The organism is Chryseobacterium sp. MHB01, assembly GCF_034651565.1.
GTDB lineage: Bacteria > Bacteroidota > Bacteroidia > Flavobacteriales > Weeksellaceae > Chryseobacterium > Chryseobacterium nepalense.
On record NZ_JAYEDA010000002.1, the window covers coordinates 410,353 to 426,955 of the forward strand.

At 36.0% G+C, this 16,603-nt stretch carries 16 protein-coding genes; all 16 read right to left on the minus strand.

Features of this window, described 5'->3' with window-relative positions:
- Positions 1-55: 55 nt before the first annotated feature.
- From U9K52_RS05455 to U9K52_RS05530, 16 genes are read right to left on the minus strand one after another with little or no spacing between them, the layout of a single operon-like run.
- Positions 56-2,038, minus strand: a complete 1,983-nt coding sequence (locus U9K52_RS05455) for a hypothetical protein (protein WP_051879934.1) — start codon at positions 2,036-2,038, stop codon at positions 56-58.
- Between the two features lie 17 nt (positions 2,039-2,055).
- Positions 2,056-2,763, minus strand: coding sequence for a hypothetical protein (locus tag U9K52_RS05460; RefSeq protein ID WP_034975922.1), 708 nt, complete (start codon positions 2,761-2,763; stop codon positions 2,056-2,058).
- Complete coding sequence (locus U9K52_RS05465) at positions 2,756-3,628, minus strand: M23 family metallopeptidase (protein WP_051879935.1); 873 nt, start codon at positions 3,626-3,628, stop codon at positions 2,756-2,758. Before U9K52_RS05465 ends, U9K52_RS05460 begins: the two co-directional genes overlap by 8 nt.
- Position 3,629: 1 nt before the next feature.
- The gene (locus U9K52_RS05470) at positions 3,630-5,621 is read right to left on the minus strand and encodes a type IV secretory system conjugative DNA transfer family protein (RefSeq protein ID WP_034975924.1); all 1,992 of its coding nucleotides are present in this window, start codon (positions 5,619-5,621) and stop codon (positions 3,630-3,632) included.
- Positions 5,621-5,977: a hypothetical protein gene (locus tag U9K52_RS05475; RefSeq protein ID WP_028123307.1), complete on the minus strand. Its 357-nt coding sequence runs from the start codon at positions 5,975-5,977 to the stop codon at positions 5,621-5,623. The genes U9K52_RS05470 and U9K52_RS05475 overlap by 1 nt, the downstream gene beginning before the upstream one ends.
- 10 nt (positions 5,978-5,987) lie before the next feature.
- Complete coding sequence (locus U9K52_RS05480; protein WP_028123306.1) at positions 5,988-6,857, minus strand: DUF4138 domain-containing protein; 870 nt, start codon at positions 6,855-6,857, stop codon at positions 5,988-5,990.
- Between the two features lie 4 nt (positions 6,858-6,861).
- The gene (gene traM, locus U9K52_RS05485) at positions 6,862-8,070 is read right to left on the minus strand and encodes a conjugative transposon protein TraM (protein ID WP_028123305.1); all 1,209 of its coding nucleotides are present in this window, start codon (positions 8,068-8,070) and stop codon (positions 6,862-6,864) included.
- Positions 8,066-8,419, minus strand: a complete 354-nt coding sequence (locus tag U9K52_RS05490) for a hypothetical protein (RefSeq protein ID WP_028123304.1) — start codon at positions 8,417-8,419, stop codon at positions 8,066-8,068. The genes traM and U9K52_RS05490 overlap by 5 nt, the downstream gene beginning before the upstream one ends.
- A 1-nt stretch (position 8,420) precedes the next feature.
- Entirely contained in the window at positions 8,421-9,035 is a 615-nt protein-coding gene (gene traK / locus U9K52_RS05495) for a conjugative transposon protein TraK (protein WP_034975926.1), read from the minus strand.
- A 54-nt stretch (positions 9,036-9,089) separates the two neighbouring features.
- The gene (locus U9K52_RS05500) at positions 9,090-10,325 is read right to left on the minus strand and encodes a membrane protein (protein ID WP_034975928.1); all 1,236 of its coding nucleotides are present in this window, start codon (positions 10,323-10,325) and stop codon (positions 9,090-9,092) included.
- A gap of 2 nt (positions 10,326-10,327) precedes the next feature.
- The gene (locus U9K52_RS05505) at positions 10,328-11,158 is read right to left on the minus strand and encodes a hypothetical protein (protein ID WP_322925623.1); all 831 of its coding nucleotides are present in this window, start codon (positions 11,156-11,158) and stop codon (positions 10,328-10,330) included.
- A 6-nt stretch (positions 11,159-11,164) separates the two neighbouring features.
- Entirely contained in the window at positions 11,165-11,830 is a 666-nt protein-coding gene (locus tag U9K52_RS05510) for a hypothetical protein (RefSeq protein WP_072410593.1), read from the minus strand.
- Between the two features lies 1 nt (position 11,831).
- Positions 11,832-12,518 carry a hypothetical protein gene (locus U9K52_RS05515; RefSeq protein ID WP_322925624.1) on the minus strand — a complete coding sequence of 229 codons (687 nt, stop codon included), beginning with the start codon at positions 12,516-12,518 and terminating at the stop codon, positions 11,832-11,834.
- Between the two features lie 11 nt (positions 12,519-12,529).
- Positions 12,530-13,255, minus strand: coding sequence for a hypothetical protein (locus tag U9K52_RS05520; RefSeq protein WP_228374833.1), 726 nt, complete (start codon positions 13,253-13,255; stop codon positions 12,530-12,532).
- A complete protein-coding gene (locus U9K52_RS05525) occupies positions 13,242-16,316 on the minus strand; it encodes a TraG family conjugative transposon ATPase (protein WP_322925625.1) in 3,075 nt (1,024 codons plus the stop codon). The genes U9K52_RS05520 and U9K52_RS05525 overlap by 14 nt, the downstream gene beginning before the upstream one ends.
- Entirely contained in the window at positions 16,288-16,602 is a 315-nt protein-coding gene (locus tag U9K52_RS05530) for a DUF4133 domain-containing protein (RefSeq protein ID WP_257621516.1), read from the minus strand. The genes U9K52_RS05525 and U9K52_RS05530 overlap by 29 nt, the downstream gene beginning before the upstream one ends.
- Position 16,603: the final 1 nt, after the last annotated feature.

Genomic DNA, 16,603 nt, shown 5'->3' on the forward strand with positions numbered 1-16,603 from the left:
AGCCTAATTAATTTGACTTACCGCTGGGAAATAAATGATTGGTTGTAAGTGTTATCTATCGTTTAATACTTTGTTCTTTCACGTTATTTTTTTCGTGCTTGTTGTCTTGTTCCAAACCTTCTAAAGGCTTGTTGGTATTGATTCTGTTCATATCAGAATCATACAGATTCAGATTTTTGTATTGCGGATTCAGCACCGCTTTGCCTTCTATTACTTTATCATCCAATTCAAATTTTACCTTCACGATATTTCCTTTTTCCAAAGATTTTATGGTACTTTCCTTCCATTCCGGCTTATCGAAGATCAGTTTGGATTTTTCTACGATCTGAGCCGTATCAACTCCATAATTTTTGTAAAAATTCTGGAAATTGTAATTTCCTTTTTCGGTTTTGGGTTCGTTAAAATTCAGTTTGGCAAATGCAGGTTCTATTTTTTCTGTTTTCGGATTGTGAAATTGTATTTTTACCGTACGCCCTTCCAAAAGGTTGACTGCTTCTTTAGCAGTAAATGTATTCACCCTGTTAACAGGAAAATTGTGGGAGATAACGTCGCCATTTGCTTTAGTGAGTTTAGCATTATAAAAATTCATAAAGACACTTCCATTTTCTATCTTATTGAATTTTAACGTGAATTCCATTTCATTTCCGGGCATCGTTTTGTCGGAAGTGGTTTTAATTTCGAACTCTTTTTCGGGAGCATTAATTCCGTTTTCTAAATCTTTGTGCAGTTGTTCTCCTTCTCCGAAACCAAGATATTTTAATTGAAATTTCGGATACTGAGATGGTTCATATTCGTTCTGTGTTTCCATAATGTTTGGGGTTTGATTGTTAAATTTTATATCATTCATTGTTAATATTCTGTTTCTTGAAAAAACATTTTCATCCAGATAATTTTTTAGAATTTCACCGCTATCCAATAATTCGTAGGATTCCCCATATAGCTGTTTTTCCAATAGGCCGAAAGCCAATTCGTATTTGTCATTTTTTGACAACGTATGACCATCAATAACATTTGGGATTGTGTCCATTTGTGCCTTTGTAAGAGAATAATCTCCATCTGTTGTTCCGAATTCCATTTTCTCTGAATAAGCTTTTCTTTGGCTCGCTGTGATCTGCAAGTTCTCCAGTATGAATTCGTTTTCTTTCATAAAGATCCTGTATTTGAGAATATCATTTTTTTCCTCTTCGGAAAGTTTCGGATAAAGATTATTTTGCACCGCTTTTGCTTTTAAGTCGTTTTCGACATAGCTTTTGAATTCGTTCAAACTTTTTGGAGCATCATAAAAATCTCTCATACCTGTCCATTCTCGCCGACCGTACGGTAATGTATATTCCTGAGTTTGCAGATCATAGCTGTAATACCTATGACCGCTTGGACTCTTCAGCGAGCCACTCCCATCATCGTAATCGTTCCAGGTCCAGCCGTCCGGAAGGTCAGATGCAGGGGTTAAATTTTCTTCAAAGCCTTCATCTGAAAAAAAGTCTGCATTTTCTTCCAGATCAGTCATTTCAATTTGATGAACCCCTTCTAATGATAACTTTACAGCTTCAACTTCATAATTTCGATAATGATGAGCTTGCTTTTCATCAATTTGCGTATAGGTCAATCCGGAACTTAAATCAGTTTTTTTCTCCAATTCCTGAGCCCAGAGATCAGAGAGAAATTTCTGTTTTATGGACTCATTACTTATAGCAATTTCAGTAGACTCCCTGTTATTTTGCAAAATCAAATGTTTATTGGCTAGTTGCTGCTTTTCAATAAATCTGACTAATTCAGCGGTAGTATTAAATTTATCCTCAATAGGGAAACCCTGATTTGAATTGAAAAATGTTTTCAATGTAAAATTTGAACCTTGAATAAATTCTTTTCCCTTAGATTGATGAATTGCCATAAACTTTTTCTCTCTATCGGTAAACAGCCTCTCTCCGTCCCGAAAAAACTGTTCAGGTGAAGTGTTTTCAATTTCCTTCACAAAATTTTTATAAGCCTTCGTTCTGGGAACTATATTCTTATCAAACCAGGTTAGATTGTCTTCCATTTTTTCCACCTATTAAGCTATCTTCTAAAACCTCTTGACTTTGGTATTTCCTCGTCCTGCTCTTGGCTTTCCTCATCTCTCATTCGATTGGCATCCTGATAGACATCAGGGTCGTTCACATTTAGTTGTAAATCTGATTTTTCCTGCTTTTGAGAGTGATTTTGCTTTTCAGAGATTCCAGCAACTGTATTAAATTCTTTGGATACAATATTCAAATCATTCGTAATTTCTTTTGCCATTTCTGGGAACTGAACAATTTTATCTTGCAGAAAAGATTTAAGTTTTAGAAGTTCTGCTATGTAACGGTTAAGTTCTTCTGTATTTTTTTTATCTGCAATAATTGCGGTCAATTCTCTTGCATTTTTAATGAAATCAAATTCAACTACTTTTTCGGTCTCTTTGTCAAAAATGAAAGCTTTTTTTTCGAAACTCAGTTCATTTTCAGATTTAGAAACATTCTTGACATCAGTATATTGAATATTATTTTTACTGTTTTCGAGGATGTCAGAAATACTTTTATCTCTTTCCAAAAAGATGACCTTCAGTTTAGTATTATTATCAGTCAGCTGAAAAGTCGCCCTGTTTTTGTCGTGGTCTGCAACGATGGTATATCCTTGCAGAAATTTCTGAACATCCTCTATATTTAGCTTTTTAGAGAAAGAATTATCCTCATTAATAATTCCGTATTTTTTCAGTTCATCGGTAGGTAAGGTTATGTTATTCATTGTATGTTGCTATTAAATTGTTTACTTTTATGAGGTCATTTAAAAAATGAGAAGGATTGATGTTTTGTCCGAATTCTTTCACCGAAAAATGCAGATGTGGTCCTGTGGAGTTTCCGGTATTCCCGCTTTTTCCGATGACAAATCCAGCTTTTACTATTTCTCCAGCTCGATAATACATTTCTGAAAGATGTAGATAGGAAGTTTCGAAACGGTTAAAATGTTTTACCTTTATGAAATTCCCTCCGCCTTTAGAATCCCAACCGGTTGCTGTAACAATTCCATCCATTACAGAATAGACATTCTCATAACTGGCTTTAAGGTCGATGCCGTTGTGCGTTTTTTTTGTTCCGAAAATAGGATGAGTTCTTGTCCCATAAGAAGATGTAATGGTGATCTTGTTTTTAAGAGGCATTACAATTTTTGAAAAAGATGCTGCAGGTTCGTCTACAAAATCATACGTTGTAAAAAAGTTTTGTTTTTTTGATGCTTTCTTTGTTTCTTCTACTCTATTTTGTGCTTGCAGCATCAAAGAATCTTTCAGTTTTTCAAACTCATTTTTTCGTATTTCTTTTACACTGCTATACTCTTTAATCAGTGTTTTCAGTGAATCTATTTGACTCGTTAACCACTTCGTCGAACCTTTGGTTTCATTTTTTAAATCTGATTTTGTGGTGATATTTAAAACTTGCTTCCAAGATTTCTTAGCCTTCTTTTGTTTTACCGGATCTTCAATATTAGATTTTTCGGATACCTTTGGATTTTCAGATTTTTTCGGTATTGTTGGTGTAATCGTATTGAATTGGGCAAAGCATAAGCAGCTGTAAAACAGCGCCATCAATGTAAATGTGTATTTTAGTTTTTTCATTTTACGCAGCTTTAATATTTTCATTCACAATGAGTTCCACTTCTTTGTTGATCTTTCTAAAGTTGGTCATCAGCACTTCTTCTTTGCGGTTAACCCCTTTTTTATCTACAAAAGAGTAATAAGATGGCATTTTAACATAGTTTTTTTCTTCTTCTTGAATCGCTTTCATATCCAGGTTAATTTTACCACTAATTGCAGACGTTTTATATTCCTCAGCATCATTTTCTTCTCCCTGTGCGATCATTCCAACCATTTCTCCGGTTTTCAGAGCCGCAATTTTTCCGGCAGGAATCATATTGTCCATCTTTTCATTAATACTGGTGGTCGTCCCTTGCTGTGAAATTGATTGTGAGTATGATTTCTGTTTAATTTTCCCAAATAGTTTTTCCAACCAATCCAATGTATTTTTGTCTCTGGCAGAACCGGAAATAATATTTCCAACAATCGCAGAAATAGTATCTGCAACTTCTTTTTTGTAGAACTGTCTGAGCTGCGGAATTTCTTGTAATCCAAGCATTACAGCAACTTTATTGCTTCTTGCAGTGGCCACGATGTTATCAATTTTATGAATATAAATCGTCGGAAATTCGTCTGCGATAATTCCTCCCGGTAAATTGTGCTTGGAATTGATCAATCTTAAAGTCCTGTTTAACACCGAGGAATAAAGGGCTGAGTTAATATCCTGTGTTCCCGGATCTGATGCTAATATGATAATGGATGGATTTTCACGATCAGTAATCTTCAATTCCACTTCATCTCCCGAAAACACCCAAAAGCTTTCTTTAGTTGCCAATCGGGAAAGGAATATTTTCAAAGTTCCAATTTGTCCTTCCAGCTGATCAAACGCTTTGTTGTCATACGCCGTTTTGAAAGGCGAAAGCAAAGAGAAAATTTCTTCGTTGGTAAAAAGTGTGTCAAAAATTTCTTTATAACTGCGGTTCATAAAGGAAAGAATATGAGGCAGATCAGAATATTTTCCATTTTCAAATGTTGCAAAAAAATAAATACAGGAAGACAGAAAATTGATGGCGGATTGGGTAAAGAAAGCTTCAGAACCACCTCCGGAACTCGAACCTCCCTTCTGTAGAGATGAAACCATTGATTCTGCCATTTCCTGGGCTTCTGCTAAAGTTTGGATGTACTTTTTGTGAAATGGATTGACTCGTTTTGATTTTTCAACCTCTTTCAGATTAATGACGTGGAAATTGTAATCGTAGTCTGCTTCCTTACTTTTTTTCAACAAATAATGGTAGTATGCAATCTGTGCTAGATCAGGAAATTTAAAATCGTAGATGCAGAGACAGAAACCTTTTGCAATCATTTGTCTTATGGCAGGATTGATCACACCAAAAGATTTACCAGAACCTGGTGTTCCAATGACCATCGTTCCTCTAAAAGGATTGATGTTCATCCAACCTTTATTGCTTTTGTTTTTGTAACGGAACAAGTATGGAATATTGATTGTGACATCCGATGTTACCAATTCCTGATTTTGGTCGAAAGATTCTTCTTCAACATTCCATCGGTCTTTTCCCATTTTCTGCTGCATCAGTTTTGAAATACTATCTGCACCCATTTGAAGAATAACTGCCCCTAAAAAAGAAAGAACTGCATAGATTCCCTGATAGAGATTAAATCCGGGAAACACTCTTGGAAGTTTTTCATTTCCTGCCTCATTCTGCCAAACCAGTGAAGAAAAAATCATCAGCAATCCCAAAATCATAGGAGCAATAATCTCTTTACTAATATTAAGGTCTTTCTTTTTCTTGGCTTTTGTTCCGACAGCCACTAATCCAATCAGAATCAATGTTGCAAATTTGGCATTGATAGGAGGGTAGATAAAACTCAACTTTGAAAAATTTTTCAACAAGTTTGATACTACCGGAACATTGGCATTAAGGTAGAAAAGCGAAGCACAATCGAGTGCTACGACTGCGTACACCGCTTTTTGTAGAAAGCCATAGATCTTTATTTGGTGTTGTTGCTCTTGCATTAAGAATAATTTTCGAAATATTGATTCAGTAATTTGTGTTCTTCCAGTAAACTATCGTGTAGCTTCTGTTGCCGTTCCTGCAAATTTTTATGATGTTCCTGTATTTTAACAAGTTTGGCATTCAACAGATTCAATTTATTTATTAATTCATTTCCTCTTTTTTCGACACTCTCGATAATGTATGAGTGACCTGGCTCTTCAGATATTTTATCACACCAATCTTTAAGGTTTAACACCCTTTTATAGGCAATGATAAATTCTTTTCGTTTTTTATAAATAATAATTATAGCAACAGAATGGTAGGTAAATAGTAATATCACCAGTGCAAAACACAGCATAACTGTAAAATTTTCCATAGTCTTAATATTAAAAGGTATCTGCTTTCAGAATATCTGAATAGTTGACTTTCATTTCTATGGTGCGCCCCGAGAGCTGTTCTTCAATCAAGCGAATCATCATCACTTTACTGTTTGGATAAGTGAATTTTTTGAAAACATAAATATTCCTGAAATTTTTTCTGAAGTGTTTCTGCGGATTGAGCTGTAAAATGGGTGTTAGATCTACACTTTGGTTATTGGTGGCTTTGTGTATTTTTTTGTCTTCCAAGGAGAATTTCAAATCCTCAATATCATAGTTCAGATTAGAATTATTCTTGATGGTCATATCTAAAAAAATATAAGCACTCATCACATAGACATTATTGAGCTGGAAGCTGAGTTTTAGATTTTTTTCTTCTCTAATCGGATTTTTTTCAGATTTTTTTCGAATAATATCCATCGAAAATTTTCTCAGTTCAAGATTAGAGAACACCATTTTATCAAATTCTACAGGCTGCATCGCTTCGGGCTGTATATGAATATTGGTAATCGTATTGAGGTTATCCTGATTTCTATGCACCACTTTATACTGTGCAATGAATGATTGTGCGACAACGGTAATGATCCCAATAGTATTTCCATTAACAAAAACGGAAGGTATATTGATTTTTCCTTTCTCGTCAGAATCAGGATGGTCTGTGATCTTTATTCTGGCAATGTTTGTAGAAGGCAAATCTCCAGTCAGTTTTTCTGTTGACAAATCCACGTACTGAATGGGCTCAGGCGAGATAATATGCAGGTTGATGCCTTCGGTAATTTCAATCTCAGGTAAATCGGAAACAATCTGTTCTTTGGTTGCAGTTTGAGCCGTGAAAAATTGAGCTGTGAATATTAAAAGGGTGTATAATAAAGTTCTCATTGTTTTATTTTTTTTGTTGGTTTTGTGAATCTTTCAATTGATTTTCGTCGATCAAAAAGACATATGAGTTGTATTTCAGTTTTGCTTTATTTTCTTTGATCAGGTTGGCAATAGATTTAGATGTTGATGTAAACAGGCTGGATCCAATGCTTGAGAAAAATCCTTTTCCGCCCATATCCATCTGAGTTCCTTGTACTGAGTTACTTCCCATTTCCCGCATCATATCTCTGAAAACGCTTTGCGGAACGTACAATCCCTTCATCCCGTCAACATCATAAATCGAAAGATTGACAGGATAGATTTCTCCTTTTGTGAATACAGATACAATGTTGAGATTGACTCTCTGCATTGAAAATCCTGAGATTTGTCCGTATAATATCGAACCTTTGATTATTTTTTTGTTCCCGACAAAGATGTCTTCCAACAATCGGAACCTAATCCTGCTTCCAAGAAAGCCTTTGTTATTTTCGTCAATGACCGCTTTGATAAAGCTGTTTTCTTTCTCCTTATAGAAAGCATTGAAACCACTGTTGATTCCGGATTTGCTCACATTGAAAGTTGAATTAAGAAAATCTTCCATTTTCTCTTTATTGGACTTCAGTTTTTGTTCTGCTGCGAGTTTACTTTGGTACTCAGGATCACGGGATTTTTCTAAAGAATCCATCACGAGCATTTGTTCTTTCAGATATTTTACAGGGTCTGGTTGGACACTTTGTGTCTTTTCTTTTGGTGTATCTGCGTATTTATCTTCTTGGTTCCCGTAAGATTTGTCATTCAGCATTTTAATGATTTCTGAAGACCTGTTGTAATCTTTGTCATCCCTCTGTGATTGATTTGGTTTGTAATACGAGGATTGATTTTCTTTTGCCTGGTATCTGTTTTGTCTTCCGTTTTCTGCTTTTAAGGAGTCAATTTTTCTTTTTTGGTCCAGTGACAATTGGTCATCATAGTTCAATAAACTATCTTCTTCTTTATCCAAACCACCAAGCATCGTTCTGTTATCCTCTTTTTTGAAAAAAGCATCATACGCATCATTTTTGGTCATAATGGAATCTTGCGTATCGCCGAGTGATAGTGACAATTCTTTTGGTTTATTTTTTTCAGAAGTATCTTCTTTGAGAAACTGTGCTCCTACGTAGCCGAAAAGAAAAAGAAATGGCAGAGCCAAAAGAGGCAGAACATATTTTTTTTCTTTAAAATTTATTTTTTTAATGTCCATTTTTTAATTTTTGGTATTGGTTGAACAAGTAGTCAATTCGTAAACTGTCTTCTTTTTTCAGTGCGTTTTTGTCTCTTTTCACTTTTAAAGTTTTCAGTTCTTGTACTATTTTTTCCATCTCTTTATCATTGTTGACAGATAGATTTTGACTCGACTTATTTTTAGAATAGAGAACCGGAGGTCTTATTTTAAATGCTGTTTCGGAAGGGAAAAAGATACCTTGAATTAGAGACCCTATAAATGAAACCGACAGTAGAATCATTGAATACGTGAAGAATTTCTTTGGATTTTGAACTGCCCACTGCAGCCATTTCTGACCCTTTTGTTTTAATGTAGTTTCCATTTTAGTAAGAATTTTTATTTTGATTGGACAGTTCCTCGTTATTGATGATTCGCCAGTTTTTAAGAATCACACCGTGAGGATTATTGGGACTTCTGATGATGTCTTCAAAGAAACCTTCGGTGATGAGCTTCCTCGTAATGACAGAAGATTTTCTTGTGATCATCTGCTTACCGAAAAAGCTAAATTTCTTTTGTTCCATACTAAGCGTAATTGAATCGGTATGGATACTGACCATCGAACTGGAAGCTATTATTTGATTGTAAAATCCTTTTTCCCTTAGGTTCGTATATTCCTTTTTTCCGCTGTCATCAATAAGATACAATGACTTTTGAATATTATCCTTGATATAGGTATCATCGGGAGCGAGTGTGAAAAACAATCTGTGGAATAATTCAATTTGAGCTTTATATTCAACAGGTCGGTTCAGCAGGACATCAGTCTGCTTGGCAAGAACCGGAACGCCATTGTCTAAAATGTAAATTGATTTTCTGGAATCCTCGATCATTCTGTATGCAAAGAAAAATCCGGCAATGACAATGAAAACAGCAAAAGCAATGGTGGATAAAGAAATGACCTTGTTGATCTTGATTCTTTGTTCTATATTTTTGATAAGCATCTTTATTTTAGTTGTTGGTTGATAATGTTTGGTTGTTGGTCATTCGTACAACATTTATTTTCCTTTTTTCATCGCTCTTTGAACTCTGCCTGATGCTGAACCTGCTGCTGCACTTGCTGCTACAGAAGCTCCTCCTGTTTTGGCAGCCAATATTGCTGTTTTAGCACTGCTTGCCATTTTTCCTGCTGCACTTTTCATTTTCGTCATTGCTCCCGCCCCTCCTGCAGAAACAATACTGTCTGCAATGGTTGGGGTCATTAGTACTCCGATTCCCGTAACAACATAGGCAACACAGGTGAAAAGCTGATTGTAGATCATTCCGGAGTTGCTCACATAGACCATCAAAGCGTCTAAGTTGGTAATGGTTCCATTGGATAATAAGGTATCATACCTTTCGATCTCCATTGTATAACCGGAAGCGATCAATTGCTGACCGATGTTGATGATCGTATAGGCAACAAAAGTGTAAAGATTAATGTTGATGAATTTTGATACCCAACTGTATAATGAATTTTCAAATCCGGGAATAAGAGCCATTCCAACAGCTATCGGCCCCAAAATAATTAAAATGTAAGACCATATTTTTTGAATGAAGAAAATGAGATATACACAAATCCGAAGAATGGAAAGACAACAAAATTCAATGAGTTCTGCTACTAATTTTTGCATTTGGAACTCCATTCTTATCGACCATTCCTTGATGGGCTGAATGAGTTTATCCAATCCTTCGCTGATGTCATACCACGAATCATCCGCATCTTCAGTAGTATTCTCAATGACTTCCTGTTTGGCATCTTCTTCCGCCTTTAATTTGATGACAGCATCCAGTAATTGTTGCTGCTTTTTAAATCTCTCGACCCGTAAATCATTGACTTCCGATTCTATATCGTTGAAAATTGAGATTCCGGGTTCGGCAATGGCCTCAAATGGCGCTTGAATCATACTGACAAATCCACTCCAGTAAACAAGGGTAAATCCGATAAGAATTGGTTTCAACATCGGTGTGATTTCCCATTCTCTATCTCCGGCTGCCATTTGCCAACCCATGTACCCGAGGTACATCAGAGCGCCTAAACCGCCTATTGCTTTTCCTACCAAAGCTGAACCGGCGGCGCTATCCTGCACACTGTTGTCCAGTTTTGTAAAAACTTCCATAAACCACTTTTCAAAGGCACCATCTCCCTTTAAAAATTGGAGTAGATTGCTGTAATCACCGTCTGTCTGGGCGAAACCCATAACAGGTAAAAGAATTGTTAATAAGCAAAAAGTTAATGTTATCGTTTTATTCATTTTTAAAATCGGTGTTTATAATGATTCATCAAATTTTGAACAATTTGCTGGTCTGAAGCGGGTGTCCAACCAGGTGGCAAAGCATAATTTGAATGGTTCTTTAAAATATTTTTGTAATCTGTAAGAAGTGTTGTCTTGTTATTGTAATCCCTTAACTCTCGCACAAATTTTCTCCATTTAATAAGGGTTTCGTGGTACATAATGAACCGTTTTCCTCTTGGCATATCCATACTTCTGGACATTGCGTATTTTTCTTTGATGAGATCCAGCTCTTCCTGAAGTCTTTTTAATGCTCCTGTTGAGCTGAGTGTTTCAAACGTTTGCAGGTCTTTCAGTCGCCACTCGATAAAATTTTGAGGTGTATCGGGAAATTCAGTAATAGGTTTTAGCATTCGTTTGTAATACAATAGCCAAAGAGGATCGGCATCGACAGTAGCGGACGTCCAATGGGCAAAATCCTGAACGCTCCTTTTATGAATGGTATCTGAAGCTGCTTTTATCTTTTTTGCTTCTTCCTCTTGAAACTTTAGCTGGGCAAACCTTTGATTTTGAACTCCTGTCGGTTTTAATGGACGAATGTCTTCCCCATCCTTATAATCCCTGTTGATTTTTGGAGCCCAAATTCCCCACACCGTTGCGTAGGCAAAATTGGTTTGGATTCCTAAAAAGTATTTTGGATATGGTCTCCAATCTCCCCAATCTTGAAAGACCATTCTTTTATGCTGGGCAACAATGGAAGGATCATTTAATCTCTTGACGCTGACTTGTCCAAACACACTGCCTGTAATCAAGATGAACTGAAATAGGCTGATTTTTTTTAGTAGATTTTCCATAATTTTTTAATTAAAGAGGTAATGGTATTTGGTGATGATGTCGCCAACAATGGCTTTGTCTATATTGATGTAATTACGAAGCACCGGAACCTGATACAGATAAGGGATTTTCTTGGCATTCTCTAATCGTAAATTGATGTACAGAATATTTCCGTTGATATTTCTGACCCTTGTAAAAATCTTTTCAATCAGCATTTCCCTATCCATTGCGTCCATTAGAAAATCTTTTTCCTCATTTAGAATGTCCTGCGTAACTTCCTGCTGAAGTTTCGTCGTCTGCTTCCCGATTTCAACATAATATTTTGAAATGAGTACCGAATATTCAGGATGCTGTGCTGATAGATCCAGCATTTTATTGGAGTTCGTTACTATTTTACCCAAATATTGATAGAGATAAATGAGTTTTTTGCTCTGGGTCAAGGCTGAATTCACATTTTTCAGTTGTTGATAGATGTATTCCTGAATCGCAATGATCTGCGTGATTTTATTGTTGATATCATCATACAATTCTTTTTGCTTTTCATAGGAATCCAGAAAAGCCTGTTCGCTTCCTAATCGAACACCGTGGTTTACGGTGATCTGTGACAGAAGTTTGTCGTTAATCACTATTTGCTGGCTTTTTACAGATGCAACAGAGAAGAAAAAAACTCCGGAAAAAAATATTTTTTTCATTTTAGAAAGATTTAATGTTATCCATGATGCTTTCAACTACTTGCTTATCCCTGTTGACATAATATTGAAAGGCTCTTTTGTTACGTTTTACCTTGGCTTTAATATCCCTTATCTTTAAAAGCATATGGGTAGAATTTCTGCTTATCGCCTTTACTTCACCCAAAGCATAGTCTAATAATACTTTACGTTCTGATTTTTCCATTTGGTTGATGGCTCCGTAAGACAAAATGATCCCGGTTACCAGCCGTGTTACCATTTGCAGATCATCAACAAACTGAACCTGAGAAGGCAAAACAGCGATAATGGAATAGGGAGCATCGTTTATTTCATTGATAATAGCAGTCTGATTGTTTGTTATTTTGGTTATTTCCCTGCTCATTGCTATTCCGGTGGGTATCGCTTGAATGGCAAATGAAACAATTCGCAATCTGTCCTGAACTTTGGTGATTTTTTCTTTAAAATTGTTCCATTGGTTTCTATTGGCCGTTTCTACGGTGGCATTCGCAATTTGTTTTTGTCGCATTTCTTTTTGCCTGTCGTGTTCTTTCATCGTGGCATTGATTTCTATATCCATCATCGGAAATGATACATTTTCCTGTTGCCATGCTGGTGTAGAACCACCACCGGAGGATGTCAACACAAGATAAACAGCCGGAATAGATAGGCTAAGAAGAATCTTCTTTAACATTTTGTAATTTTTTAAAAATTCCGTTTGTACCTGTTCATTATATTTTCAACAATAGCTTTGTCTGTATTGATGTAGCCTGCAAATGGATTAATGGAATTCCAGAATCCTAGTCGATTGGCTTTTTCCAGTCTTAATTTAATCGCCAAAAGCCAAAGCTTCAGATTTTTGACGTTCCCGGAAATATTATGCAAGATTTTATATCGATCTCCTGCAGTAGCCAGATTCAGCTCTCCGGATGCGAGAATATCAGATACATCTGTCACGATCTTTAGACTTTGCTCATAGGTCTTTTGTGAAGCTTTCACCCCAAAAATGGCATACTCAGGATGTTCTGATGCTAGTTGTACCACTTGTGATGAATAACTATAACATTTATTGAGATCTGAGTAGATCTCCTGTGCCTGAATTCCGTTTTGTAATGTTCCTGAAACTTCTTTCAAGCCTTTCAGAATTTTATTCTGAATGTCATTGGCTGCCACCATCTGTGTTCCTACCCAGATCTGAGCATCTTTTAACTTTGAGGTCTCTTCGATTACTTCATTTTGTTTGGCTTTTAGATTTTCAGAATACAGAATCATTGCCGCCGTTACGGTAGGGTCGATGTAAGTGTTTTGAGCGAATCCAATTGTCCCCCATAGGGAGAAAATGAGTAGAAAAACCTTCAATCTAATGTGGTTCGCCAGAGATGAAACGTAACGAAATCCTCTTGGAAAATTTATAGCTTTAAAGGTTTTCATAAGCGTAATTTTGTTTACTGATTAATTCTGAAAAAGTGATTTGGCGGTCTTCTAATTCCTGTGAGATGACTTTGAAAACACTGTTCCCTTTGTGTTCTTTTTTCATCATTCTGTAGAAAGAGTTGATTTTTTGATCTAAAGGATTTTGATATAAGTTCACGAGTGACACTAAGTTTTCCAGACTGTCTCCGAAGGTTTTGAAATCACCAACTATTTTGCGCAATGCTTCATCATAGTCGCCATATTGATGCACATAATATTCAACAGCAGATTTCTCCGGTTTCTCTGTAGTATAGGTGAGATATTGCTCCAATGAAACTTCATTTCCATATACTTCGCCTTTCGAACCTCTTTTTAGATAAAATTCTTTAAAACGGCTTCTACCGAATTTGTTGTTGAGATTGTTGATGGTGAAAATCTTATTTTGCTCTACTTTATTGAGTGAAAGCAATGATGCGATTTTGTCAAAATTATCTTTGAACTTGGTTTGATCAAGCAAAATGAATGTATCTGAGTTGTTGATGATACTGTCTTTTACCACTGCATTTCCAATAATGTCATCGAGTTCCTGAGTTACCACGACAGCTTCTCCCCAAAACTTCCTTACCGTTTTATATAAATAAAGGATGTAGCCTCCCATCAGTTTACTTGCGATAGCCTTCCAAGCTTCTTCAATTATTAAGGCTTTTCTACGGTCTTTTCTAAGGCGCATTTTCTGAATAAAAGTGTCCATAATAATGAGCGTTACTATCGGAAACAGTTTGGGATTGTCCTTTACATTATCAATTTCAAAAACGATGAAAGATTCATCGAACAGCGTATTATCTGCACTTTCATTGAGCGTTGTTCCGTACCTTCCGCCTTTGTAAAAATCTTTCAGTACAAATAAAAAGGTGCGCAGATTAAACTCTTTTTCTATAATATTATGTTTCTTATTATTCAGGTAAATAGGAAGAAATTGATCGCAATAATCATAAAACCCATTGAACGAAAGTTCTGTTACGACCAGCTTTTCTTCCAGTTCTTGTATTTTTCTGATAATGGCTTTTCTAAAGGATTTATTCCATTCATCAGCTGATCTGTGTTGCCTGATGATGTCATTCGATTTGATTAAAATCAACTGCGTTTCATTGTATACTTTCCTTCTTTCTTCATCGTTCAGCGTATCATACGCTTCATACACTTTATAGAAATTTTCGCTTTCATATTCCGGGTTATTGATATTCTTGTCGGGATGATAAAATTTCAACAATTTTCTTCCCGCTTCCTTTATTTCATCGGAACTGGCATCGAAAGTAATTCCCAAAATGTCATAGTAAGTATGCTGTCCTTTGGCTTCGTTTTCATATTCATAAAATAGATCATCTTCGTGAATGTTATATTTACTCAGATAGAGAATGAGTTCTTCAGAAGTTTTATTTTCATACCACTGTGTTCCTGAGTTGAAATACTGATGGTAATACGACATCAAAACATTGTCTAAAATGGATTTTTGTGCTGATGACATCGAAGAATCCGGACCTTGCCAAATCAGAAAGATCAGGTTGGTCAAAAATTCGATTTTTTCGATATTAAATTCTTTCTTATCCATTAGAAAAGGATTCATAGTAATCGGTTTTTCTTCGGTGTACTGGATGTATCTGCCTCCTTTGTATTTACAAGTCCCCGAATAGGAATCTCCAGTGTCAACAATAACTACGTCATAGTTATACGTGAGATATTGCTCTATAATATTGTTCATCAAAAATGACTTTCCGGAACCTGACGGTCCTAATACAAATTTGTTTCTGTTATTGATTCTTCCTGTTTTCATTGGTAAATCCGAAGGATCTACTTTCAGCGGAACGCCTTGCCGGTCTGTAAATCTTAAATAGAAATTCGATTCTTCATTGACGGGGTAACTTTCCTTAAAAAAAAAACACAAGGCCGCTTCGCTTGTCGTCATAAATAGATCGTATTCCCTGAGTTCGGTGCCATTACCCGGAATGGCTGATCGCCAGAGTTCCAATTGGTTGTAGGCATTTTTAGAAACAATAATTCCTTTCGTGAAAAGCTTGTTTTCAATCATCGACTGAATGTTTTCCATTTTCTCCAATGTGTGTGCTGAAAAAAGGATGGAAAAATGGGCATTCACAACGAGCTGTCCGTCAATGGCTATGTTATGAAGCAGGGTCTGAATTTCATCTGCTATAATCGCATTGGATGGAGAGTTGTTGGCTGCTCCTTCGTGCTTTTTCTTTTTTTTGTCGAGTTCCCTCTGCTGTTGTGCCTGAAGCGGAATGGTAATAATTTGATTATAGACAATCGTTTCGTAGTCTTCCAGTTCATTGATAAAACTAAAATTATCTACTGCTGTTTCAGCTGCTGCACCGTTTCCTCCGAGAACAGAGTAAGGTTCAATTTCTGAAGGCAAATCAATATTTTCTACATCCACGTAAGAAATGTTCTTCACGAATCGGTTCCCAATCTGTAAAAATTCGTGGGTGCTTTTGATATTATCAAATGTTGGAAATTTGGAAAACTGCATCGACAAAACACCAGAAATGTAATATTCAAAATCTTTCTCAAACAAAAACTGCGGTTCACAGTCATTCTGCTTCAAAAGCATCAATACTTTCTGACATTTATCCCGTAGTTCTTTATAGCTTTTATCAGAGAAATTGTAATGCTTATTTTTCTTTTTCAGCTTATCATCGATGATATCTGTAAAAAAAAGCACCGTTTCAATGGTTTTGAAAAGCCTGCCGTCAAAATGTTCCGAATATTTTTGTTGTAGAAATTGGTTGGATTGCTCTGCAGTATATTTTTTCTTAGAAAAAATATCGAGCTTCTGAACAATTCTTCCCTCTCCAATAATTGATACCACCTGATTTAAAACCGTGTGGAAATTAAGATAGCTATCCGGGTCTGCAGAGTACTGTTCGACAATATTTTTTATTTTGATCCCGATGATAGGGTTCCCATATTGTCCAAAAAGAACATCAAAATCCCAATTAAAGTCCTTTCCATAATCATAGCCGATAAATGGAATGCTAAATGCGTGTTTTTTTGTTGTTGCCATTCTTTAAAAGTTTATTACTGTCTAACCTTTTTGGAAAAATTAAGATATGATCGAAGTTTTTGGTTTTGTCATACAATCCATATTTGTCCTGTCTTCTGAAAATGAGATAAACCCCGCCTGCGGTGACTGCAAGACCAAGTAAAGAGCCTAAGAGACCGAACTTCGAGAGCACCAATGCTGAAATGACCCCGCCTCCGATGACCCCGACTGCGTAAAAGATGTATTTTCCTTTGAGCCCGAAGAATACAAGGGGCTTTTTCAGCCCCTTATAAAGGTAGAATCCCATA